The 23,972-nt window shown below is 45.4% G+C and carries 26 protein-coding genes and 1 riboswitch; of the genes, 19 read left to right on the top strand and 7 right to left on the bottom strand.

What is annotated here, in order from left to right; translation table 11 throughout:
- The 3 genes from N667_RS0112075 to pepF all read right to left on the bottom strand — a co-directional run.
- Nucleotides 1-1,016 (bottom strand): RNA-guided endonuclease InsQ/TnpB family protein (locus N667_RS0112075; RefSeq protein WP_027409814.1); only part of this gene is annotated, 1,016 nt, incomplete at its 3' end.
- 176 nt (nucleotides 1,017-1,192) lie between these two features.
- Nucleotides 1,193-1,429 (bottom strand): hypothetical protein, encoded by a 237-nt coding sequence (locus tag N667_RS0112070; RefSeq protein ID WP_027409813.1) that lies wholly within the window; start codon nucleotides 1,427-1,429, stop codon nucleotides 1,193-1,195.
- Between the two features lie 512 nt (nucleotides 1,430-1,941).
- Entirely contained in the window at nucleotides 1,942-3,807 is a 1,866-nt protein-coding gene (gene pepF / locus N667_RS0112065; protein WP_027409812.1) for an oligoendopeptidase F, read from the bottom strand.
- Between the two features lie 102 nt (nucleotides 3,808-3,909).
- Between pepF and N667_RS0112060 the strand changes: the two genes are divergently transcribed.
- A complete protein-coding gene (locus N667_RS0112060; RefSeq protein WP_027409811.1) occupies nucleotides 3,910-6,063 on the top strand; it encodes a DNA topoisomerase III in 2,154 nt (717 codons plus the stop codon).
- 58 nt (nucleotides 6,064-6,121) lie between these two features.
- Here N667_RS0112060 and N667_RS18675 read toward each other — a convergent pair whose 3' ends face one another.
- A complete protein-coding gene (locus N667_RS18675; protein ID WP_198020546.1) occupies nucleotides 6,122-6,286 on the bottom strand; it encodes a cupin domain-containing protein in 165 nt (54 codons plus the stop codon).
- 124 nt (nucleotides 6,287-6,410) lie between these two features.
- Nucleotides 6,411-6,845, bottom strand: a complete 435-nt coding sequence (locus tag N667_RS0112050; RefSeq protein WP_027409809.1) for a GNAT family N-acetyltransferase — start codon at nucleotides 6,843-6,845, stop codon at nucleotides 6,411-6,413.
- 155 nt (nucleotides 6,846-7,000) lie between these two features.
- Between N667_RS0112050 and N667_RS18670 the strand changes: the two genes are divergently transcribed.
- From N667_RS18670 to cobO, 18 genes are all read left to right on the top strand, one after another.
- Nucleotides 7,001-7,549, top strand: a complete 549-nt coding sequence (locus N667_RS18670) for a hypothetical protein (protein ID WP_051530041.1) — start codon at nucleotides 7,001-7,003, stop codon at nucleotides 7,547-7,549.
- A 109-nt stretch (nucleotides 7,550-7,658) separates the two neighbouring features.
- Entirely contained in the window at nucleotides 7,659-8,138 is a 480-nt protein-coding gene (rraA, locus tag N667_RS0112040; RefSeq protein ID WP_027409808.1) for a ribonuclease E activity regulator RraA, read from the top strand.
- Between the two features lie 64 nt (nucleotides 8,139-8,202).
- A riboswitch (cobalamin riboswitch) is annotated at nucleotides 8,203-8,394 on the top strand.
- Between the two features lie 142 nt (nucleotides 8,395-8,536).
- Nucleotides 8,537-8,914: a (2Fe-2S) ferredoxin domain-containing protein gene (locus N667_RS0112035; RefSeq protein WP_027409807.1), complete on the top strand. Its 378-nt coding sequence runs from the start codon at nucleotides 8,537-8,539 to the stop codon at nucleotides 8,912-8,914.
- A 20-nt stretch (nucleotides 8,915-8,934) separates the two neighbouring features.
- Nucleotides 8,935-9,633, top strand: a complete 699-nt coding sequence (locus tag N667_RS0112030) for a nickel transporter (RefSeq protein ID WP_035098851.1) — start codon at nucleotides 8,935-8,937, stop codon at nucleotides 9,631-9,633.
- 1 nt (nucleotide 9,634) lies between these two features.
- Nucleotides 9,635-11,197 carry a precorrin-3B C(17)-methyltransferase gene (gene cobJ / locus N667_RS0112025; protein ID WP_027409805.1) on the top strand — a complete coding sequence of 521 codons (1,563 nt, stop codon included), beginning with the start codon at nucleotides 9,635-9,637 and terminating at the stop codon, nucleotides 11,195-11,197.
- 11 nt (nucleotides 11,198-11,208) lie between these two features.
- Nucleotides 11,209-12,039, top strand: a complete 831-nt coding sequence (locus tag N667_RS0112020; protein WP_027409804.1) for a sirohydrochlorin chelatase — start codon at nucleotides 11,209-11,211, stop codon at nucleotides 12,037-12,039.
- An 11-nt stretch (nucleotides 12,040-12,050) separates the two neighbouring features.
- Nucleotides 12,051-12,830, top strand: a complete 780-nt coding sequence (gene cobK / locus N667_RS0112015) for a precorrin-6A reductase (RefSeq protein ID WP_027409803.1) — start codon at nucleotides 12,051-12,053, stop codon at nucleotides 12,828-12,830.
- Between the two features lie 14 nt (nucleotides 12,831-12,844).
- Nucleotides 12,845-13,492 carry a precorrin-8X methylmutase gene (locus N667_RS0112010; RefSeq protein ID WP_027409802.1) on the top strand — a complete coding sequence of 216 codons (648 nt, stop codon included), beginning with the start codon at nucleotides 12,845-12,847 and terminating at the stop codon, nucleotides 13,490-13,492.
- Between the two features lie 3 nt (nucleotides 13,493-13,495).
- Nucleotides 13,496-14,590, top strand: coding sequence for a cobalt-precorrin-5B (C(1))-methyltransferase (locus N667_RS0112005; protein WP_027409801.1), 1,095 nt, complete (start codon nucleotides 13,496-13,498; stop codon nucleotides 14,588-14,590).
- Nucleotides 14,577-15,785 carry a bifunctional cobalt-precorrin-7 (C(5))-methyltransferase/cobalt-precorrin-6B (C(15))-methyltransferase gene (locus N667_RS0112000; RefSeq protein ID WP_027409800.1) on the top strand — a complete coding sequence of 403 codons (1,209 nt, stop codon included), beginning with the start codon at nucleotides 14,577-14,579 and terminating at the stop codon, nucleotides 15,783-15,785. The genes N667_RS0112005 and N667_RS0112000 overlap by 14 nt, the downstream gene beginning before the upstream one ends.
- Nucleotides 15,782-16,483 carry a precorrin-2 C(20)-methyltransferase gene (gene cobI, locus N667_RS0111995; RefSeq protein WP_027409799.1) on the top strand — a complete coding sequence of 234 codons (702 nt, stop codon included), beginning with the start codon at nucleotides 15,782-15,784 and terminating at the stop codon, nucleotides 16,481-16,483. Before N667_RS0112000 ends, cobI begins: the two co-directional genes overlap by 4 nt.
- Entirely contained in the window at nucleotides 16,480-17,250 is a 771-nt protein-coding gene (gene cobM, locus N667_RS0111990; protein ID WP_027409798.1) for a precorrin-4 C(11)-methyltransferase, read from the top strand. The genes cobI and cobM overlap by 4 nt, the downstream gene beginning before the upstream one ends.
- 1 nt (nucleotide 17,251) lies before the next feature.
- Complete coding sequence (locus tag N667_RS0111985) at nucleotides 17,252-18,331, top strand: cobalt-precorrin 5A hydrolase (protein WP_035098839.1); 1,080 nt, start codon at nucleotides 17,252-17,254, stop codon at nucleotides 18,329-18,331.
- Between the two features lie 2 nt (nucleotides 18,332-18,333).
- Entirely contained in the window at nucleotides 18,334-19,692 is a 1,359-nt protein-coding gene (locus N667_RS0111980; RefSeq protein ID WP_027409796.1) for a cobyrinate a,c-diamide synthase, read from the top strand.
- Entirely contained in the window at nucleotides 19,685-21,193 is a 1,509-nt protein-coding gene (locus tag N667_RS0111975; protein ID WP_027409795.1) for a cobyric acid synthase, read from the top strand. Before N667_RS0111980 ends, N667_RS0111975 begins: the two co-directional genes overlap by 8 nt.
- Before the next feature lies 1 nt (nucleotide 21,194).
- Nucleotides 21,195-22,226 (top strand): nicotinate-nucleotide--dimethylbenzimidazole phosphoribosyltransferase, encoded by a 1,032-nt coding sequence (gene cobT / locus N667_RS0111970; RefSeq protein ID WP_027409794.1) that lies wholly within the window; start codon nucleotides 21,195-21,197, stop codon nucleotides 22,224-22,226.
- Between the two features lie 2 nt (nucleotides 22,227-22,228).
- Nucleotides 22,229-23,005, top strand: coding sequence for a uroporphyrinogen-III C-methyltransferase (cobA, locus tag N667_RS0111965; RefSeq protein WP_027409793.1), 777 nt, complete (start codon nucleotides 22,229-22,231; stop codon nucleotides 23,003-23,005).
- Nucleotides 22,986-23,531 carry a cob(I)yrinic acid a,c-diamide adenosyltransferase gene (cobO, locus tag N667_RS0111960; RefSeq protein ID WP_409978188.1) on the top strand — a complete coding sequence of 182 codons (546 nt, stop codon included), beginning with the start codon at nucleotides 22,986-22,988 and terminating at the stop codon, nucleotides 23,529-23,531. The genes cobA and cobO overlap by 20 nt, the downstream gene beginning before the upstream one ends.
- 32 nt (nucleotides 23,532-23,563) lie before the next feature.
- On the opposite strand, the gene N667_RS20035 is transcribed toward cobO, so the two are convergent.
- Both N667_RS20035 and N667_RS0111950 read right to left on the bottom strand, forming a co-directional pair.
- Nucleotides 23,564-23,701 (bottom strand): hypothetical protein, encoded by a 138-nt coding sequence (locus tag N667_RS20035; protein ID WP_198020545.1) that lies wholly within the window; start codon nucleotides 23,699-23,701, stop codon nucleotides 23,564-23,566.
- Nucleotides 23,702-23,726: 25 nt separating this feature from the next.
- Nucleotides 23,727-23,960 (bottom strand): DUF3892 domain-containing protein, encoded by a 234-nt coding sequence (locus tag N667_RS0111950; RefSeq protein WP_027409791.1) that lies wholly within the window; start codon nucleotides 23,958-23,960, stop codon nucleotides 23,727-23,729.
- Nucleotides 23,961-23,972 lie beyond the last annotated feature (12 nt).

The following is a 23,972-nucleotide window of genomic DNA, read 5'->3' as shown; positions in this document are numbered from 1 at the left end:
CAGACAGGACATGTCTGACTCGTGTACGATTCGTCGACTTCTTTCAAACGAATACCTTGTTGGGCTAATTTATAAGCGAGATATTGCTTGACTTTCCCGAAGGACCAATTCGAGAGTTTTTGTGCTTGCTTCCGGTGGACTTTCTTTTTCTTTCTCGTGTTTCGTTGGATTCCTTCGACGTTTCCGATGTATACGTCCGACACGGATTGAGCGAGGCACCAGTCGACGAATTGCTTCGTCGTTTTATGAAGCGCATCCCGCAGCTGGCGTTCCGATTTGGATAAGAGATATCGTTTGGCTCGTTCGTATTTCTTCCATCGACGGGAGCCTTTTTGGCATTTGGCTTGTCGTCGTTGAATTTCGGCGAGTTTCTTGTTTCGGAGTCGATGAAGCGAACGCACCTTTCTCCCTGTAATCAAGAGGGCTTGGCCGTTTTCACAAAAGGCGCCGATCGTATGAATTTCACCGAGATCGACACCGGCTGAACGGCCTGGTTGATACGCTTTTGCTTCTTGACCGTCGTCGTAGGTGATGGCTAAATACCAACCATGGTTATAACAACATTCGATTTCTTTGATCGTTCCTTTGGGTAAGTGGGAGACATGGACGAGGATCGGTTCTTCTCTTGTTCCATCATGGATACCCATCGATAACGCAATGGTTCCATTTTCGTACACTTTGAACCCATCTTTCGCCCATTTCGTGTTGAAAAATTTCTTTTGTTTGTATGGGTAGCGAGCGTGGTGAAGTCCTTTTTGAATGGCGGCTTGGGCTGATTGGCGCGCGAAGAGATACTTGTGGCAAACGGCTTGGATCGACTGGCTGTGAAGATGGAAGCGACCTTTCGTGTGCTTTTGCAGCTCGCTTTTCGAGATGCGGCGGCCGTGTTGAAGGAAGTATTCTTTCGCGAGCCGGAGGCACTCATTCCAGACGCGGGCCGACTCCCGATTGCAGGCCACCAGCCGTTCGAGATCCCTCTTGGAGGCACGAAAGGCGACTTTTTGACCGCGGAGCATCGTCATTCCTCCCTTTCTCTGCATTTTGGCTAAGACGATTATAGCACATACGTTCTGTTTAGAAAAGCCAAAACGCCCGATTCATCTCCCACCTACATTCCATTTAGAGGTGGGAGACTTCTCGGTGAATGTGTTAAAAAATGAAACACATAATACTTAGTCATCATCCTCACTCCTTATTCCTCATAACTATAAACTGTTTTAGTCTTTCCTTTAAAGTTTGTGTCCTTATAGAATACGGTCTTAACCTTAAATCTATATCCTTTCTTATCACTTTTTTTAATATACATCCTAAAGGACAAGTAGGACTTGTATGTCTCTTTGTAAGCTGAATATGTCCCTGTAACAAAAGAGAAAACAGCTGCAGGAGTACCAATGAATCCAGTTGCTCCAAGTACCACTCCACCAATCAAAATGCCTTTTCTCCTGTCTTTGCTCTCATAAATTAGGGTATATTTTTAGGAATGACTGCATTAGACATGCATTTATACGCGGGATAGCAAGCATTAACTTTCTCTACTCCTATTGTATTTCCAAATAAACTTAAAACAAACGTAAAGCTTATAAGGAATTTGAGTACTTTCTTGTTCATTATTCCATATTCCCCATGATTTATAAGAGTATCATAACAAATTTTACCTTAAAAAGGTTTTGTATACATGTGAAATAATTACCATTTTTTCCTTTTAAGGTTCTTTACCGAAAGATGTACTTCATTTTTACATAATTTATTCCAAATTACTATTTTTGATTTATAATACGTATTTTAACTTAATTTAAATATATTTCCTTGCAACTGGTAGTTTCGACACTGTTATTATAAAATTCTAAATTAAAAAGGGAACCGTTTTCTTGGTTTTTTCGACAAAAAGAAGCCCCGAAAGCGAGCGTTATGCGAATACTTTCGGGACATCCTTTTGCTTTTTTATAACTTTCCTTGCTTGCGTAAAATTTGTTCCATTTCGCGAACAAGTGAATCGAAATACGTGAAAAGATTGTCGAGTGGTTTTGATGATGTCATATCCACTCCTGCTTTTTTCAGTAATTCAATCGGGTCATCGGATGTACCGGCGCTTAAAAACTGTAAATAGCGCTTTGTGGCTGCACCGGTACGATCTTCCTTCATCTGCTTTACAAGCTCAAACGATGCTGCCAGCGATGTTGCGTATTTATATACGTAAAAAGCGTCATAGAAATGAGGGATGCGCAGCCAACCAAGCGCAGCTTCAGGATCAACAGCGTAAGCAGGACCATAATATTTTTTTAGTAAACGAAGCCAAAGGCTATTTAACTCTTCAGCGGTTAAGCTGCCGCTTTGTCGCACTCGATCGTGAATGGCTTGTTCGAATTCTGAATACATCACTTGCGTATATAATGCACCGCGTATTTGATCGATTTGTTGATTGAGTAGGTATAGTTTTTCCTCATCTGTTTTAGCTTGATTGGTTAAATAGTCGAGCATCAACCATTCGTTGGCGGTAGAAGCGACTTCCGCTGTAAATATCGATTGGCCCGAGTAGCGGTACGGTTGTTTTTGGTTTGTATAAACCGAGTTCATCGCATGGCCGATCTCATGAGCGATTGTCAACATCCCGTCCAATGAATGATCATAGTTCAATAAAATATATGGATGGGTATCATATGCGGCTGTATTGTATCCGCCTGTATATTTTTTCGGGCGCGGATATACGTCAAGCCAGCGATGATTAAACGCGTCTTGAACCTGTTTTACATAGTCATTTCCGAGCGGTTTTAACCCTTTCAGAATCGTTGATTGAGCTTTGTCAATCGGAAATTTCATTTGATTGGCAACCGTTTCGGGAACAAGTGGAACATACATGTCGTAACTATGGATGCGATCGACCTTCAGCACGTTTTTTCGCAGTTCAACATAGCGATGAAACGATGGTAAATGCTTATTCGTTATAGCAATGAGATTTGTGAATACTTTTTTCGGAACATCGTCGGCAGACAACGCTGCATCAAGCCTGGACTTGTACTTCCGTGCTTTTGCATACAATTCATCCGCTTTGACAGAAGCGTATAAAGTCGCGGCAGACGTGTTTTGGATGACCTCATAACTTTTAAAAAACGTTTGGAATGCTTGCTTGCGATACGCCCGATTTGGGTTTTCAAGCGCTTTTAAATAGTTTCCTTCCGTGAGTTGTATCGTTTTTCCATTCGCCGTTTTCATGGTAGGCGGGGTATAATCACCGCGCGAAGCGTTGTTGTAAATGTTTTCAGCATCACTTGTAATTGGGGAGAGCTTCGCAAGCAGCTGTTCTTCTTTTTTTGAAAGCGTGTGTTTTTTTTGTTCAAGCAGTTCTTCAAAATAGCGAGCATACCCTTTTAAACGTTTGCTTTTTTGAAACTTGACTAATTTGTTTTTAGGCAGCGACAAAATTTCTGGTTCGATAAATGACGTTGCCGATGCGTAATTGGATGCGACTGTTTCCACTTTTGCTTTTAAGTTGGCTGCCGTTTGATCTTCAATGTTTAAATCTTGTTTGAGATGGGCGTAAAGGGAAAGTTTCTCGAGCGTTCTTGCTATTTTTTCTTGCAATGCAAATAGTTTGGCTATATTGCTTTCACTATTCAGCTTTCCTTGGTAGGATGATAGTAGCGGTATCATTTTAGCGGCTTTGTTGAGGTCTTTGTTGAACATATCTAGCGATGAATAAATATCATTTAGATTCCAAGTATACTTTGGGTTCGTGCCGACTTCGGCTGCTTTTATATTGACCGGAACGATCATTAATAGGATGAGCAACGTATAGACAATTCGTTTCATTTTTCACAACTTCCTTTCCTGTTTTTTCCGCTATATAAGGTAGTATGTTCAAAAATCAAATGATTACTCTTTAGGAAACCAACTCGTGAAGGAGAAAGAAGCATGAAAGTTATTATTGCTGAAAAACCGGATCAAGGTGCAACGTTGGCATCGATTTTTCAAACGAAAAAACGCCAAGGCTATATTGAAATTTTGCCAAACGAACTCTTTCCAAAAGGAGCGTATATGACGTGGGCGGTGGGCCATCTTTTGCAGCTGGCTCCTCCTGAGCGGTATCGCCCTGAGTGGAAACGATGGAAACTAGAAGCGTTGCCGATCATTCCAGAGCGTTTTCAGTATGAAGTCGAAAAGGCGAAAGCAAAACAATTTCAAATTGTAAAGGAGTTGCTTAAAAAGCCGGAAGTGACGGAAATCATTCATGCGGGAGACGCTGGGCGGGAAGGGGAGCTGATCGTCCGCAATATCATTCATATGAGCGGTGTCCAAAAACCGATGAAACGGCTTTGGATTTCATCGATGACGCCAAAGGCCATTTATGAAGGATTTCGTCAACTATTAGATGAAAAGGAAACGCGCTCCTTGTTTGAGGAGGCATATGCGCGCGCTTGCGCCGATTGGCTTGTTGGTATGAACGCATCCCGAGCGTACAGTATCTTGTTAAAACAAAAAGGAATGAACGATGTTTTTTCTGCCGGGAGAGTGCAGACGCCGACGTTAGCATTAATCGTCAAGCGGGAAAAAGAAATCGAGAATTTTAAACCAGAGCCGTTTTGGGAGGTCGTCGCGACTTTCCATATGAACGGCAAACAGTACGAGGGAAAATGGATTCATGATCAAGAAACGCGCTTGAAAGATGAAGAGTTGGCGCGAAAAGTGGCCGCTTTTTGCGAAAACAAGCAGGCGATTGTGCAGGAAGTGAAGACGGAGCGCAAAGAGTATCAGCCGCCGCTTTTATTTAATTTATCGTCGCTTCAGGCGACAGCGAACAAGCTCTATCAATTTTCGCCGAAAAAGACGCTCGATATTTTACAAAAGCTATATCAAAAAGGAATCGTGTCATATCCCCGCTCCGACTCCAACTATGTTACGAGAGGAGAAGCGGAAACGTTTCCCGATATTTTGCAAAAGTTGAGCCAATATGCTGACTATCAACCGTTGTTTCCGCTGCCGAAATCGTCAGTTTTACATAATAAACGTTATGTAAATGAAAAAAAGGTGACGGACCATTACGCCATTATTCCGACGGAACAAGTTGTTGATCCTGCGAAATTATCAAGCGAGGAACGGAAGATTTATGATTTAATCGTCCGGAGATTGATTGCCGCGCATTACGAAGAAGCGGTTTTTGATTATACGACGGTGATGACGCTTGTAGACGGACGTGCATCGTTTATTTCAAAAGGCAAACAACAAATTCAAGAAGGATGGCGGAAAGTTATTTTTCAGCGGGAGGAAGATGATTTAGCGCTGCTCCCGCCTCTGGCTCGGGGAGAGACAGGAACAGTGGCGAACGTCCGCGTCAAAGAGGGGCAAACGCAGCCGCCTAAGCGATATACGGAAGGGCAGCTGATCACGCTGATGAAAACGGCCGGCAAGTTTTTAGAAAATGAAGAATTGGAGAAAGTGCTGGCGAAAACGGAAGGGCTCGGCACGGAAGCGACGCGTGCGGGCATCATTACGATGTTAAAAGAGCGAAAGTATATTGAAGTAAAGAAAAACCAAGTTTTTGTCACAGACAAAGGAAAAGTGCTGATTGAAGCGATCGGCGACAAAATTTTAGCCTCGCCAGAAATGACGGCAAAATGGGAGCAACGCCTGAGCGAAATCGGCGAAGGAAAGGCGTCCGCCTCCGCCTTTATGGAACAGGTGAAGAAGCTGTCGCAAAAAATTGTTCAAGACGCGATCGAAATGTCCAAGCATTGGGATTTTGCCGGGTTGGATACCGCTGCGATTCAGCGGACGAAATCGAAAGCGACGCTTGGCAAAAAAGTCGGCACATGTAAATTGTGCGGCGGCGCAGTGATTGACAAAGGAGAGTTTTACGGCTGTGCAAATTTCTCCAAAACGAAATGCTCGTTCACCATTTCCAAAATGATTCTCGGCAAAAAACTGTCGCAAACAAATATCAAAAAGCTGCTTGCGAACGGAAAAACGGATTTAATCAAAGGGTTTAAAAAAGGCGAGAAAACGTTTGATGCCTATTTAATCTGGAATGAACAAGAACGGAAAATATCATTTGCCTTTCAGCCTAAATAATGCTTCCCTCTTCCGCAACGCGCGGAAGGGGGAAGCGTTGTTTACAATAGTGGAATCTCTATAAATGAGCATTGTTGGAATCAATGACTAAATAATAATGACAGTCTGCATTGCCGATATTGGTAAAACTGTGCTCCACATCCGCTTCGTAATACATGGAGTCGCCTTCTTCTAAGTCATACGTGTCATTTCCTAACTGGATCCGTAATCGTGCTTTTGTCACCGATACATACTCTTTGACGCCTTTTTTACGCCGTAAAATAGCTTTGAAGAAGGAGGAAGAGGGAAAAGCTGTCACGATTCAACGCAAACACTTAGCGTTCCTCCCTTGTTAACAATAGAAAACATTACTGTTCACGAAATATCTCCATATATCGTTCCGGTTCTTGCAATGCTTCGAATCCAAATTGTCGGTACAGCCCGTGGGCGTCTTTTGTGACTAACAAAAAGCGGCGGACGGTCGCCACATCAGGGTGTTGCAACACGCATTGCACCAGCCATTTGCCAAGCTCGTTTCCGCGATATGCTTCATCGATAAAGACATCGCATAAATACGCAAACGTGGCGCCATCTGTAATGAATCGAGCAAATCCGATTTGTGTCTGTTCATGAAATAGAGAAAAACATAATGAATGCTGAATGGACTTGATAATCGTCGAGCGATTTCTTTTGTTTGCCCAATATGACTGCGCTAGAAATTTACAAACACGATCGATTTGAATGCGAGCTGGATCTGTGGTGATCGTAAAAGGATGGCGTGTATATTCGACAATCTCAAACAAAACCGTTCCTCCTCACTCGTTTTCGACGAATTATACTTGATTTAATTGAAAATGGCAATAGTCCTCACCGTTTAGATTATTATACTATAATATTATTATGTAAACTTGTAACAAATGCTCTTTTTGTTCGTCTAATTCCAAGAAAAGGTGATAGGATGAAAAACTATTGGGGCAGTTTGTTGTTGTTTGTTTTTTTGTCTTTTATATTTTCCGAAACCCCGGCCTACGCTTGCGACTGTGTGCCTCCCGTTTCTCCAAAAGAAGCGTTTGCTGAAAGCAAAGCCGTTTTTGCTGGAAAAGTCGTGCAAATATACGAGACGAAAATAGAGGAGCCGGGACTTGGTAAGTGGCCGAAGCGGGCCGTTGTGTTGGCGGTTGAGCGAACGTGGAAAGGAGTCGATGAAACGCACGTCGTCGTTTACACGGGGTTTAGCAACGCCGATTGTGGCTATCCATTTGAAGTAGGGGAGAAATATCTCGTTTACGCATACGGTGAATCAGATTTATTTACAAACATTTGTTCTCTTATCAAACCATTGGCCGAGGCGAAACACGATGTCAACGAATTAGGAAAAGGGAAGGTGCCGACAAAGAACGTCGAAGTGCACAAATTAGAAGAACATCGATTGATCTCTTATACAGTTGCTGCGATAGTGTTGGCAGGAGTCTTATACGGCGTGCAAAGATGGCGAAAGAAGCGGTAATTTGCTTCGATTAAAATCTAGCCCCTCTTTCTTCTGAGCGTGTTAGAAGGATTTTTGACGATGCGTGTCAAATGGTTATAAATGAGAACAAGGGGGAGGGGATTTCGTTATGAAAACAGCGGATTTGTGCGATCAATTTTTGGAGGAGTTGCAGGTTTGCCAATTGCGGTTGCAGTCTTACGGCGGAAAAACCGAGTTTTCTGGCCCGATTGCGACCGTTGATGTGTTTGAAGATAACGTGCTCGTTCGTGAAGCGCTTGAAACGGTTCCAGCGGGAACGGTTTTGGTTGTCGATGGAAAAGGGTCACGGAATTGTGCATTGCTTGGAGATCGTCTGGCACAAATTGCCTGTGAACGAGGTCTCGCGGGCGTCATTGTTCATGGTTGCATTCGCGATTCAGCCGAAATCGCGCAAATGCCGCTTGGCGTGGTCGCGATTGGCACGTGCCCTGTCAAAAGCAAAAAAGAAGGGAAAGGGGCGCGCGATAGCGTTCTTGAATTCGGGGGCGTACGTTGGGAGCCGGGCGCGCATGTGTATGTCGATAGCGATGGAGTTGTTGTTGCTAAAACAAAACTGTTCGAAAAATAAAAATGGTTGACTTTTTTAGAAAATTCGTCATATCATTGTGGAGGATAAACTTAACAGTTGAATAATTTGCTAAAGCAAGTAAGGTGCCTTTCTCTAGTGGGACAGGCTTAAAAGGGAAGTACGGTGAAAAGCCGTCACGGTACCCGCCACTGTGATGAGGAGTTTCATTGCATCATGTCACTGAAGGAAACTTCGGGAAGGCGCAATGAAGCGATGATTCTAAGTCAGGAGACCTGCCTTATTTGCTCGGACGGATACCTACGGGATTATAGGTAGACGTGCGGGGGAATCGTATACATAAAGGCCTGTTTACGTGCATTTTTAGGCTTCCCGTATGCATTTTTCTGCACCTCTATCTATAGAGGTGCTTTTTATTTTGGAAAAAGGAGAGGATTGATATGGCAACATGGAATTTAACAGGAACGAGGCATCACGTATTGATTTGCAACGGCGGTAGCTGCATGCGAAAAGGAGGAGAAGAGGTCACAAGCGCTATTCGCGAAGAAATTGCAAGGCTTGAACTTGATTGCGACGTACATACGACAAGGACGCGCTGTAACGGTCGTTGCGAAGATGCGTGTGTGGTCATTGTGTATCCGGAAGGAATTTGGTACAAGTCAATCACCCCAGAGCGAGGGAAGAAACTAGTACAGCAGCACTTAATGAATGGCGAGCCGTTAGAAGAAGCGATAACGTATCAATACGAACAAGAACAAGGATTTATTTTTTCAGGAAACTCAACTACTTCGTTAGGAATTCAAAAATTAGGGAAATGAGGTAGAGGCAATTGGAATTGATGACATATGTGATGATGGCTGTGTTTTTAGGAATGAGGCATGGAATGGATAGCGATCATGTCGCAGCAATTGCCGATATGGTAGGAAGTGAGTCACATCGCAAAAGGCAAGTGGTGTTAGGGATCATGTATGCATTCGGACATGGTTTTATCGTATTTTTCATGGGGATGATTGCAATTTTTATCGGGTTTCATCTGCCGAGTGGAATGACCCGTGTGATCGAAGCAATGGTTGGGTGCACTCTTATTTTTCTTGGGGGAGTGATGCTCTTTTCACTTCTTTACAAAAATGAAATGAAAAGCCGAATCAAGGTGCTTTATGAGTTGATCGGCACGATATTGCGTCGCTTTCAAAGAAACGATAGCTTCTATCATTCGCATTCGTTGTTTCGCTTCGGTTGGATCAGCGCTTTTATTATAGGCATTATCCATGGAATTGGCGTCGAAAGCCCGACGCAGCTTGCCATTTTAACGCATACCGCGGGAAAAGCAGACATGAGTGTCGCAGCATTACAGCTCAGTTTATTTGTGGTCGGACTTTTAATCGCAACCATTGGAATGACTTTCTGTCTATCATGGGGATTTATGAAGGCGAGAATACGAGATTCATTGTTTTTTCTGTTTGGAGCGATCACAAGCTTGTACAGTATATGGCTAGGTATCACAATCATGATTGAAACATGGAAAGGAGGAGCATAAAGTGAGCGGAAAACTGCTGATTATCGGATTTGGGCCAGGCAGTGTCGACCATATGACAAAGCGGGCGCGGGAAGCGATTGAAGAAAGCGATATCGTGATTGGTTATAAAACATACATCGATCTTGTTTCTGATTTAATAGGGGACAAACCGATTATCAGCACCGGGATGACAGAGGAAGTGAGCCGGGCACAAGAAGCGGTGAAATGGGCAGAGCGGGGCAAGAAAGTCGCTGTTATTTCGAGCGGCGATGCGGGTGTATACGGAATGGCTGGGCTTGTATACGAAGTGTTAATTGAAAAAGGTTGGACGAAAGAAAGCGGAGTGGAAGTTGAAGTCATTCCAGGGGTTTCTGCCATCAATTCATGCGGTGCGTTGTTGGGAGCACCCATTATGCATGATGCATGCACCATTAGCCTAAGCGATCATTTAACGCCGTGGACGCTGATTGAAAAACGGATTGAAGCGGCCGCGATGGCCGATTTTGTCATTGCTCTTTATAACCCAAAAAGCGGAAGGCGAACGCGGCAAATTGTCGAAGCGCAGCGTATTCTTTTACGCTATCGCTCCCCTGAAACGCCGGTTGGCTTGGTGAAAAGCGCCTACCGTGCCCGTCAACAAATTGTCATTACCGATTTAGAGCATATGCTCGAATACGAAATCGGTATGTTGACAACCGTCATTATTGGTAATTCATCTACTTTCGTGCATGACGGAATGATGATTACCCCGCGCGGATACCAGCGAAAATATACACTGGACGCATTAGAACAACCGTTAAAACCGCACGAACGTCTGCGAAAAGAAGCGGAGCCGTGGGCGCTTGATCAGGTAAAAGCCGAAAGAGTGCGCCGCACAGCCGAAGCAGCGTTGCAGAAAATCGCTGTTCGGCAAAACGAACAACAAGAAACGTTCCCCGATATTTTAGAATTGGCGGTCAGTCCAGGGGTAGCGAATAAAGTGTTGGCTCCAGAGCAAATGATAGCGATTGCAAACATTGCTGGAAGCGATGGGAAGATGATGTATACGCCGGATCATTATTTGAAATTAGAAATTCCAACCGCAAATCCCGATGATGTGATCGCAAAACTGAAAGAAGCGGGACTTATTGTTGCGCCGATTGGCGATGTATTGACGGTAAAAGCGTGCGATTTTTGCGACGGTGAAAAAACGGATGCCATTCCTTATGCCAAACAGCTGCATGAGCAACTGAATGGGCTTGCGTTGCCAAAAGAGTTGAAGCTTGGCTTTAACGGCTGCGGAATGGCATGTTACGGAGCGGTGCGAGAAGATATTGGAATTGTGTACCGAAAAGGGGCATTTGACCTATTTTTAGGCGGGAAAACGATTGGGAGAAATGCACATCCAGGGCAACTTGTTGCTGAGGGAATCCCGCCTCACGAAATCGTTCCGACTGTGATTCGCATTATTCAAGAATATAAGGAGCATGGACATCCAAATGAACGTTTCCATAAATTTTTCCAACGGGTAAAACAAGTGAGCGGATTTGTCTATCAGGAAGCAAATTCTAAATCAAAAATTGAGGTGCCTGCTTGCGGGGAATAGGAGGTAAGAGCATGAAGGCGATTTTATTTGTTGGGCACGGAAGCCGCGATGCGGAAGGAAATGAGCAAGTCTTTCAGTTCGTCGAGCAGCTTCGTTCCAAAATCGATTCTCGTTACTATATTGAAACATGTTTTTTAGAGTTTGGTTTGCCGACAATGTTAGAAGGGATGAAGCGGTGTGTGGCGGCAGGGGCTCATGAAGTGATTGTCATTCCGATAATTTTGCTTGCTGCGGGCCATTCGAAGTTGCATATTCCAGCGGCGATTGATGAAGCAAGAAAGCAATATCCGCACGTGAAGTTTACGTATGGCCGGCCGATCGGAATTCATGAACAAACATTTGTAATTTTAAAAGAAAGATTGCTAGAAATCGGCGAGGATGCGGAAACGCCTGATTCCGGTACGGCCATTCTTCTGTTGGGGCGCGGAGGGAGCGATCCGGATGCCAATAGCGATTTATATAAAATTGCCCGGCTTTTTTGGGAACGGACCAACTACTCACTTGTGGAGCCCGCTTTCATGGGGGTGACCAATCCCCTTTTAGATGAAGGGGTAGATCGATGCATCAGGCTGGGAGCCAAAAAGGTTGTGATCTTGCCATACTTTTTATTTACTGGTGTTCTGATTAAAAGATTGGAAGAAAAAATATCGGAGTTTCGTAGCCGCTACCCGCACGTTGAATTTGCTTTAGCTGGGTATTTCGGGTTTCATCCGAAACTGCAGACGATTGTGCTGGATCGTTTAGAGGAAGCGCTTGGTCAAGCTGTCAAGATGAATTGCGATTTGTGCCAATATCGGCTTCATATGGCCGAACACCATCACCATCATCACCACCATCATTAAGGAGGCGTGTTATGATTATCGTTTTAGCGGGAACAAGCGATGCAAGGCAGCTAGCGCTTGAGATTCAACAAGCAGGATACAACGTGATGGCAACGGTCGTAACCGAACATGCAGCGGAGCAATTGCAACATGCTGGTTTATCGGTTCATCTTGGGAGATTAACAGCAGAGCAATTGACGAAATTGATTTATATGAAACAGGCCAAAGCGGTTGTAGACGCGAGTCACCCCTTTGCGGAAGAGGCATCAAAAAATGCCATCAAAGCAGCGAACGATGCGAATGTTCCTTATATTCGTTATGAGCGAAAGTCCGTTCCAGTCGATTACGAACGTGTTACGTTTGTTGATAGCTATGAGGAAGCAGCTGAACTTGCAGCAACAAAAAAGGGAGTGGTGATGCTGACAACCGGAAGCAAAACGCTGCATATTTTTGCAAAAAAGCTGCTTCATTTGCCGGATGTGCGCATCATCGCCCGCATGCTTCCCCGTAAGGACAATATGGAAAAATGTGAAGAGCTCAAATTTCCTCAAGAAAATATTGTAGCGATGCAAGGGCCGTTTACGCAGGAATTGGATACAGCGCTTTTCAGACATTTTGGTGTGACGCTTCTCGTGACGAAAGAAAGCGGCAAAGTTGGGTTTGTCGATGAAAAAATCGCCGCCGCTGAAGAACTGGGGATTGAGACGATTGTGATTCGCAGACCAACCATCCAGTATGACACGATATATTCGGAGTTTTCAGATGTAGTAGCGGCGTTGCGTCAGCGTGTGCCGTTATTGATTAATCAATGAAAGGGGTTTTATGAATGGATTTTCGAACGGAATTTCGTCCTGTTACGATTCAGCCGCAACAGATTGAGGAACGAAGTTTTCAAATCATTGACGAAGAGATCGGAGAGCATCATTTTACGCAGGAACAATATCCAATCGTTCAACGCGTGATTCATGCGTCGGCCGATTTTGAGTTAGGCAAAAGTTTATTATTTCATCCAAGCGCGATCAAAGCAGGGATTGAGGCGATTCGCGCAGGTAAAAAGGTTGTGGTTGATGTACAAATGGTACAAGTCGGGGTCAATAAAGCGAGGATTGAAAAATTTGGCGGGAGTGTGCATGTGTACATTTCCGATCCCGATGTGATCGCAGAAGCGAAACGCTTGAATACAACGCGGGCGATTGTTGCCATGAGGAAAGCCGTTAAAGAGGCGGATGGAGGCATTTTTGCGATTGGCAATGCCCCAACGGCATTGCTTGAGCTGATTCGTTTAATTAAAGAGGGAGAAGCGCGTCCTGGTTTAGTTATTGGCTTGCCGGTTGGTTTTGTATCGGCAGCAGAATCAAAGGAAGAATTGGCGAAATTGGATGTTCCGTTTATTACGAACATCGGCCGAAAAGGAGGAAGCACGGTCACGGTAGCAGCGCTTAATGCGCTTTCGATTTTAGCGGAGCGAGGGTAGACGATGGAAAACAAAACATTGCGCGAAGGATATACGACAGGTGCTTGCGCTACTGCGGCGACGAAAGCGGCATTGACTGCTCTCATTACCGGTGTCCCGCAAACGGAGGCAACGATCTATTTGCCGATTGGACGATGGGTCACGTTTGCGGTAGAACGGTGCCAAATAAATGGCGGCTCGGCAACGGCTGCCGTCATCAAAGATGGAGGCGACGACCCTGATGCGACGCATGGAGCCGAAATCATTTCGACCGTCTCATGGACAACAGGTGACGACATTGAGTTAGATGGAGGCGAAGGCGTTGGGCGCGTTACGAAGCCAGGCTTACCGGTACCAATAGGCGAAGCAGCCATTAACCCGGTACCGCGCAAAATGATGATGGAAACAGCGGACTATGTTCTCAAACAATATGGGGTTGAGAGGGGGATCCGCATCGTCATTTCCGTTCCAAATGGAGAAGAAATCGCGAAAAAAACGCTAAATGCCCGGCTTGGTATTATTGGCGGCATCTCGATTTTGGGGACGCGCGGCATTGTCGTGCCATTTTCGACATCGGCTTACCGCGCAAGCATTGTTCGAGCGATTCAAGTAGCTAAAGCAACAGGCTGTCATCATGTTGTTATTACAACAGGGGGACGAAGTGAAAAGTATGCTATGAAGCAATATACCCATCTTCCGGAAGAAGCGTTTATCGAAATGGGAGATTTTGTTGGTTTTACGCTTAAACAATGCAAAAAACAGGGGATGAAAACGGTCTCGATGGTTGGGATGATGGGGAAGTTTTCTAAAATCGCCCAAGGAGTCATGATGGTTCATTCGAAGAGTGCACCTGTTGATTTTCATTTTCTAGCAGCAATTGCCGAGGAAGCAGGTGCTTCTTGCGAACTCGTTCGTTCCGTACGGGAAGCGAACACGGCATCGCAAGTTGGGGATCTCATGCAAGAGGCAGGAAACACGTTGTTTTTTGAAAAATTATGCGAGTGCTGCTGCCGTTCTGCGTTGAAAGAGGTCGGCGGCGGCCTTGTCATTGAAACATCGCTTTATACGATGAGTGGACAACTTTTAGGAAAGGCGGTGCGAACAGATGCAGCCGATTAAACTCATTGGTATTGGCGCAGACGGAACAAAAAGCTTGCCTTCTTTATACGAACGTTGGATTTATGAAAGTGAATTATTAGTAGGAGGTGAGCGTCATTTATCATTTTTTCCTGACTACCAAGGAGAAAAGGTAGTAATTAAAAACGGCCTTTCCTCTCTTGTCGAGCGGTTGCGTAATGAAGATAGACGGACAGTTGTTTTAGCTTCAGGTGATCCGCTTTTTTATGGAATCGGAAGCTATTTATCTCGAAAACTTCCGATCGAAGTATACCCATCGATCAGTTCGATTCAATGGGCATTTGCGAAAATCGGGGAGAGCTGGCACGATGCATACGTCATAAGCGTGCACGGCCGGAGCATGAAGGGCCTCGCTCAGCGGATTGATGGGCGCCATAAAGTGGCGATTTTAACCGATGCAACGAATTCGCCAGACCAGATTGCAAACTATTTACTTTCGTATGGAATGACGGAATACCGTGCGTTTGTCGGAGAACATCTCGGCGGCGAAGAGGAACGGTGCCGTTTTTTTGAATTGGAAGAGATGGCGCAAACCGAGTTTCTTCCATTAAATATTGTCATTTTGCAGAAAACGAAAGAGGGACCTGTTTGGTCACTCGGGATTGATGACGACCAGTTTTTGCAACGCAAACCGGAAAAAGGATTAATTACAAAAAAAGAGATTCGTATTTTAAGCGTTAGCGCCCTTCAACTGCATGAGACGAGCGTTGTTTGGGATATCGGCACATGTACGGGTTCTGTCGCGATTGAAGCGGCGAAAATCGCACGCGAGGGAGCGGTATTTGCGATCGAGAAAAATGAACAGGATATCAACATTTGCAAAGAGAATATGCGAAAATTCCGTGCGGACTTTACTCTCGTTCATGGCCGGGCGCCAGAACATCTAAATGAATTTCCTGACCCCGATGCGATTTTTATCGGCGGCACATCGGGAGAAATGGATCGGTTGCTTAATGTTTGCTCTGAACGTCTGAAAAAAGGAGGACGAATCGTCATCAATGCCGTAACCATCGAAACGCTGCATGAAGCGGTTGTTGGGCTTGAGCAACGAGGTTTTCATGTCGATATTACGTTGGCGCAATTGTCTAGAAGCAAGCCGATTTTACAACTGACCCGTTTTGATGCCTTAAATCCGATTTATATTATTTCGGCTTATAGAAAGGAAGAAAAGCAATGATTGGAACGTTATACGGCGTTGGCGTTGGTCCAGGAGATCCGGAACTATTGACGGTCAAGGCGTTTCGCTGTTTAAACGAAGCCGATGTGATCGCCTACCCGAAAAAGCAGCGTGGCAGCAAAAGCTACGCTCAACAAATTGTCGAGGCATACTTTTCACCGCGAGAAAAGGAAATGCTCGGTCTTGTCTTTCCGATGACGAAAGAAAAAAATGTTTTAGAGGAAAAATGGAATGAAACGGCCGAACGTGTGTGGGAGCATCTTTCGGCAGGAAAAAATGTTGCTTTTGTGACAGAAGGAGACCCGCTTTTATATAGCACCTTTATTCATTTTATGCGAACAATGCAAACAAATTATCCGGATGTTCGGACGGAAGTGATTCCGGGGATTTCGTCTGTCAACGCAGCGGCGGCTCGCCTTCAACTTCCGCTTGCTGATGGCAATGAACATGTCGCCATCATTCCGGCGCGCGATGATTACGAGGAGATGAAGCGAGCGATTGAAACCCATGATTGTGTCGTGTTTATTAAAGTAGCAAAAGTGATCGATATGATGCTTCGGCTATTGCGCGAACTTGATTTAGTGCAAAGGGCCGCCGTTGTGACCAAAGTGACATCAAGTGAAGAAATCATTTGGAATGTAGAGCAGCTTGATGGAGTGGAGCTTGAATATTTAACACTGATGGTGGTGAGAAAATGAAGCTATATATTGTTGGAGCCGGCCCAGGGGATCCAGAGTTGCTTACGGTGAAAGGACTAAAATTGTTGCAAGAGGCGGATGCCATTTTTTATACCGATTCGCTCGTCAATGAAGCCTTACTTCATTATGCGAAACCGGAAGCGGACGTGTTTCATACGGCGGGCATGTATTTAGAGCAAATTGTTCATTTGATGGTCGAGCGAGTGAAAAGCGGTCAAAAGGTGGTGCGCCTCCATACAGGCGACCCTTCGATTTACGGGGCTACGCTTGAACAAATAGCATTATTGAAAAAGGAACAAATTGATGTGGAAATCGTTCCGGGCGTGAGCTCGGTATTTGCCGCAGCAGCCGCGGCCGAGGTCGAGCTAACCGTTCCCGATTTAACACAAACGGTGATTTTAACGCGGGCGGAAGGACGCACCCCTGTTCCAGAGAAGGAAAAGCTTGAGGAGTTGGCGAAACATGATTGTACGCTCGCGTTATTTTTAAGCGCGACGTTGACGAAAAAAGTGACGAAAGCGCTGATCGAAGCTGGCTGGAGCGAGGATACACCCGTTGTTGTTGTGTATAAAGCGACGTGGCCTGATCAAAAAGTGGTTCGATCGACCGTTAGAACGCTTAATGAAGATATGCGTGCCAACGGGATCCGAAAACATGCACTCATATTAGCTGGACGGGCGCTCGACCCAGCGATTGCGGAACGCTCTTATCGTTCAAAACTTTATGATAAAACGTTTACGCACGGATATAGGCAGGGGGAGAAGTAGAATGTATGCCGTTGTTGCGATTACGAAGCATGGAGTGAACATCGCTCGCCAAATTGGTGAACAACTGCCCGATACTCGTGTATATTATACGAACAAATTTGCCCAGGGAGATGAAGAAGAAAAGGGCATCCATTTATTTGAAGGCAATGTGCGATGTTTGCTGCCTTCACTTTTTTCCACGTATCGCGGATTGATTCTTATTATTTCACTTGGAGCGGTCGTACGCATGATTGCGCCATTGTTAAAGGATAAAAAGACAGACCCAGCGGTTGTAGTGATCGACGATAAGGGAGAGCACGTCATTAGTGTCTTGTCGGGGCATCTTGGCGGAGCGAATGAATTGACTCGCCAGGTTGCACATCTATTACAAGCCCATCCTGTCATCACAACGGCTTCCGATGTGCAAAAAACGATAGCGGTCGACTTATTTGGAAGATCGTTCGGGTGGGTATGGGAATCAGATGAAAAGCTGACGCCGGTAAGCGCCGCGGTTGTGAACGAACAGCACGTAGCGATTGTGCAAGAATCGGGCGAGCGAAATTGGTGGACGTACGATACACCTCTCCCAAGCAACATTCGGGTGTATGAATCTATTAATGCGGCACTAGCTGCGAAACCAGACGCGGCTCTCGTTGTAACCCATCGCCTTCTTTCGAAAGACGAGGAAGCGATTTTGCGAAACGGTGTTTTGTATCGTCCAAAAGTGATTGTTCTTGGCATCGGCTGCAATCGAGGCACGCCAGCGGAAGAGATTGAAGCCGTCATCATCGAAACACTAGCAGAGCTTCGTTTTTCGTTAAAAAGTGTAAAGGCAGTATGTACGATCGATTTGAAAAAAGATGAGGAAGGAATCTTACAAGTTGCACGAAAATACGGCTGGGAATTTGTATACTATAAGCGGGAGCAATTAAATGAAGTGAAAATGGAGCAGCCTTCGGAAACGGTCTACCGCTATACAGGGGCATACGGCGTCAGTGAGCCGGCTGCCAAATTATACAGCGGGGCTGATACGCTTGCACTAGTGAAAAAAAAGTCGGGAAACGTCACCATTTCGGTTGCGGTGCTTGATGAGGGGGAATAGTGATGCGAAGAATTGTCATCGCCGGAACGGGAAGCGGCGTCGGCAAGACGACCGTTACAATCGGCATTATGGCGGCGTTAAAGAAAAAAGGATATACGGTTCAAGGATTTAAGTGCGGTCCAGATTATATCGATCCAACATATCACACTGCTGTAACGGGACGGCCATCGCGTAATTTGGATAGCTGGATGGGCGGAAAAGACATTGTAAAAGCCATCTGCCAAAAGGGATGCGAAGGCGCTGATATTGCGGTGATTGAAGGAGTGATGGGATTTTTTGACGGCAAGCAAGCAACGAGCATCGAAGGATCAACCGCGGAAATTAGCATCCTTACACAAAGCCCTGTGCTGTTAGTCGTCGACTGTTCCGGGATGGCGCGCAGCGCGGCCGCTGTCGTTCGCGGGTTTCAGCTGTTGGATGAACGCGTGCGCATCGTTGGTGTGATTGCCAACCGCGTCGGCAGCGAAGGGCATTTTCGTTTAGTAAAAGCCGCGATTGAACAGGAATGCGGTATTCCGGTGATTGGCTTTTTACAAAAGCATGAGGATTTACATATCCCCGAACGGCATTTAGGGCTTGTTCCATCGATTGAACGCGGCGAACTGGATCGTTTTTTCGCGCAACTTGGGGAACGGATCGCACGGACGGTGGATTTGGATGCGTTATTGCAATTAGCGGAAGCTCCTGATTTAGAAATCGGACATTCTTTTTTATCTGTTGATACAACGCATCATGTGCGCATTGCGATCGCAAAAGATGCTGCTTTTCACTTTTATTATCAAGAAAATTTAGAGCTTCTTGAGGCATACGGTGCCGAACTTCGATTCTTTTCACCTCTGGCCGGGGACACGGTGCCAGAAGACGTTGACGGACTGTATATCGGCGGCGGGTTTCCGGAAGAGTTTGCTGAGCAATTGTCAAAGCAAGAACATGTCAAAAAATCTGTGAGACAGGCGATCAACAACGGGCTTCCTACGCTTGCTGAATGCGGTGGGTTTATGTTTTTGTCAGAAGGCATTGAGACGACGGACGGCGGCTTTTACGAGATGGTTGGCGTCATTCCAGGGAAGGTCCGTATGCATCCGAAGCTGGCCGCGCTTGGTTATCGTGAAGTCTGGGGAGACAATTTTTTACTTTCGAAAGAGCTTGTTGCAAAAGGCCATGAGTTTCATTATTCAACCTTTACGCGTTTAGATGAAGGAAATTTTGCTTATGAAACAAAGGGATTGCGTGGAACAAAAAAGGATGGATATATGAAGGACAACCTTGTTGCGGGTTATGTTCATTTTTATTTTCCGTCCTGTTCGGAAATGGTGAAAAATTGGCTAGCGGAATGCGAAAGGAGGAAGCAACATGGCTAGAGCGCTGCCGCTTATGTTTCAAGGAACGCATTCGGATGCCGGAAAAAGCATCATTACAACCGCTTTTTGCCGCATTTTTGCACAAGCAGGATGGAAAACGGCTCCGTTTAAGTCGCAAAACATGTCACTCAATTCCTATGTCACACTCGACGGAAAGGAAATCGGCCGGGCGCAAGGAATTCAAGCGGAGGCAGCAGGTGTGGTAGCGACGACTGATATGAATCCGATTTTAATTAAACCGAGCCGTGAAAATGAATCGCAAATTGTGTTGCACGGGAAACCGTATGGAAACATGAAAGCTGTCGCGTATCGAAACGAGTTTTTTTACAAGGGACTTCAAGTGATTGAGAGCTCGCTAAACAAGTTGATGAATGAATACGATCGCGTTGTCATTGAAGGAGCGGGAAGCCCGGCGGAAATTAACCTGAATGACCGAGAGCTTGTGAACATGCGCGTCGCTCGCATGGCTAACGCACCTGTCATTTTAATTGGCGACATTGAGCGCGGCGGTGTGTTTGCGAGTTTAGTAGGAACGTTGCAGCTGCTAGAAAAAGAGGATCGCAAGCGGGTGATCGGTGTAATTATTAACAAATTCCGCGGGGATCTGTCGCTTCTAAAGCCTGGATTGGATTGGTTTGAACAGTATACAAATGTGCCGGTGCTCGGTGTTGTTCCATATATGCCACATTTACATATTGATGCGGAAGATTCGGTTCGTCTTGCACAATTGTCGGCCCAAAAAGATGAAACAAAGGACATTGATATCGCTGTTGTACAATATCCGCGCATTTCGAACTTTACGGACATTGATCCATTTTTCGTAGAGCCAGACTGCAGCGTTCGTTTTGTGGCAAGAGCGAAGGACATCGGGAAGCCAGATGTGCTCATTTTGCCCGGAAGCAAAAATACGATTGAGGATTTACTTTATATAAGGGAAAGCGGAATCGGCAGCGAGCTTAAGCGGCTTTATGAACAAGATGATACAGCCATCATCGGTATTTGCGGCGGTTATCAAATGCTCGGGCAATGTATTTGTGACCCATTTGGTGTCGAGACAACCATTCATCATCTTGAGGGATTAGATTTTCTTCCGATTGATACGACGCTCACGCAAGACAAAACGACGGTGCTCTCCGAAGGAACATTAATGTTTGCTGATGAACGATTCCAAGTCCAAGGATATGAAATTCATATGGGACGTTCAGCGGCTTGCGAAGGTTATATTCCGCTTATTGATATGGGCGGCCATGTAGACGGGTGCAAAACAGAAGATGAGCGAATATTCGGGACGTATTTTCATGATATTTTCCATAACGATTCCTTTCGCAGTCATTTATTAAATGAAATTCGCCGAAAAAAAGGGCTTGTACCTGTATATGATCGTCCTTCATATCGAATGATGCGCGAGCGAGCGTTTGATCGGTTAGCGGATTGTGTGAAGAGCTATGTGCAACTGGATGTGATTGAACAAAAAATGAGGGAGTTTCAAGGGAGGGTATAACATGTTTCATATTCCAGCATTGAATGAACAAGTCGGCCGCGAAGTAGAACATCATGTGAATCAGCTGACAAAGCCGCCTGGAAGCCTTGGACGTCTAGAACAAATCGTGATTGAATTGGCAAAAATGACAGGTTCTCATGCCCCAAGAGTCACCCCGCCCGGCGTGCTTGTATTTGCCGCCGACCATGGCGTGGCCGAAGAAGGAGTTTCCGCTTTTCCGCAAGAAGTGACGGCGCAAATGGTTTTGAACTTCGTAAGCGGCGGTGCAGCGGTTAATGTCTTCAGCCGTCAAATTGGTGCTAAGTTTGCCGTTGTCGATGTTGGGGTGGCAAGCGATATTCCCACGGAAGGGTTTATTTCGCAAAAAATCAAATACGGGACGGATAATTTTTGCGCAAAAGAAGCAATGACAAGAGACGAAGCAAAGCAGGCGGTGCTTGTCGGTTATGAACAAGCACATAGAATGATACAAGAAGGTATTCGCTGTTTGATTGTTGGTGAAATGGGAATTGCCAATACAACGGCAGCAAGCGCCATTTTAGCGGCAATAAGCGGAGAAACTGTCGAGCGGCTTGTCGGCAAAGGAACGGGAATTTCCGAAACGGTGCTCGCGCATAAAAGAGAAGTCATTGAGCGAGCGCTTGAACTTCACCGTCCCGATGCATCAGACCCGCTTGACCTTTTAGCGAAAATCGGCGGTCTAGAAATTGCGGCGATGGCAGGTGCGATGTTAGCAGCAGCAGAAAATCGTATTCCGATTTTGCTTGACGGATTTATTTGTACAACCGCTGCTTTAGTTGCTAGATTGTTTCATCCGAACGTCGTACATTATATGATCGCTGGTCATCGCTCACAAGAACCAGGGCATCGGGTGGCGCTGCAACTGCTTAGGAAGGAGCCGTTGCTTGATTTACATATGCGCCTCGGCGAAGGAAGTGGTGCGTCCGTTGCGTTCCCTCTGTTACAATTCGCTACTAATATGTTAAATATGGCTACATTTGAATCCGCGAAAGTATCGCAAGGTGGTGAATAAGCATGAATAAAGGAAAAGTATATTTAGTCGGCGCAGGACCTGGAGACCCAAGACTGATCACGGTTTACGGCATGGAATGCATACAAAAAGCGGACGTTATTATTTACGATCGTCTTGTAAGCAACGAATTGCTCCAATATGCGAAAAAAGGGGCGGAATTAATTTATGCCGGAAAAGAGCCGGGAAAACACGGAACTATTCAAGAACGAATTCATCAATGGCTCGTGGAGAAAGCGTTGCAAGAAAAGACGGTCGTACGGTTAAAAGGAGGCGATCCGTTCATATTCGGGCGAGGTGGGGAGGAAGCAGAAGTATTAGCGAAACACGGCATCCCTTTTGAAATCGTTCCGGGGGTCACAGCGGGAATTGCAGCCGCTGCTTATGCTGGTATTCCTGTCACCTACCGCAACATAGCGACTTCTTTTACGATTGTAACGGGACATGGGCGAAAGGAAAAAGGGGAAGATCGTCTTAATTGGCAGGCGTTAGCGAACGGCAGCGATACGATTGCCTTTTATATGGGAATCGGAAATTTGTCTTATATTTGTCAGCAGCTTATTCAGCATGGGAAGTCGCCTGAAACAAAAACAGCCATTATTGAATGGGGAACGACTGCAAGGCAGCGTACGGTTGTGGGGACGCTGCAAAATATTGAGGAAAAGGCGAAAAGCGCTTGTATTTCTCACCCAGCGATCATTGTTGTTGGGGAGGTAGTAAGATTGCGTGAAGCAATTCAATGGTTTCACGAATTAGAAGGTGATCCGGTTGAAACAGCATAAAGGACGCGTCATTATCTATACGGGGGATGGAAAAGGAAAAACAACAGCCGCCCTGGGATTGGCATTACGAGCGGCTGGAAGAGGAAAAAAGGTAGCGATTATTCAATTTATTAAATCTCCAGAGCGGACGTATGGCGAGCACATCATGATGGCCAAGCTAGGGATTGAAATGTCTCAAATGGGAGCCGGGTTTACATGGACGAAAACGCCGGAAGAACATCGTCAGGCATTAAAAAAAGCATGGCAATTTGCAAAAGAAAAAATTATGTCCGGAACGTATGATATGATTATATTGGACGAACTGAATAATGCGTTAGCGATTGATCGCTTTCCGATTGACGATGTTCTTTCGGTTGAGGATGTGGTTGAACTCATCCGTATGCGTCCCTCGCATCTCCATCTTGTTATTACAGGCCGTTCGGCTAAAAAAGAGTTAACGGATGTAGCGGATATTGTCACCAACATGCAGGCGATAAAACACGACTATTGTGAAGGAGTTTCTGCCGTAAAGGGCATCGAGTTTTGATCCGCGTCTTGAGAAATTTTACATTTCAAAGATTATTCGTGCGAATCGCTTTTATCGTTTTGTGACTTATTTCGTTTATTTCCTTTACTGTTGTCGCCGCTGATTGTGTTTTGCGTTCCAGCAGGTGAATTTTGGTTGTTGCTTCCTCTTTCGTTAAATTTTTTTGTCATTGATATCTTCCTTTCATAGAAAATGTTAGAAAAAGGTTGGCAGATTCTCTAGAGAGCCGGTCGCATGTTCTGTGGGGGTTGCGCTAATATAAGAGTGACCGTCTTCGTCTGTGAACACGTATGCCCCGCTAACGTTTCCGTTCTCAATTTCCATCATTGCCTTTCGGTACGACAGCACGCGGCCTGTGGAAGTTTTAAAGTTGATGATGGTACCTTCATGGTTTTTTTGGATGGCTACAAATGTTTCATGTTCGTTCATTTTAGTATCACT

This window comes from Anoxybacillus tepidamans PS2, from assembly GCF_000620165.1.
Taxonomy (GTDB): domain Bacteria; phylum Bacillota; class Bacilli; order Bacillales; family Anoxybacillaceae; genus Anoxybacteroides; species Anoxybacteroides tepidamans_A.
Note: the sequence above shows the minus strand (reverse complement) of the source record. Positions and strands in the feature narration are given on the sequence as shown.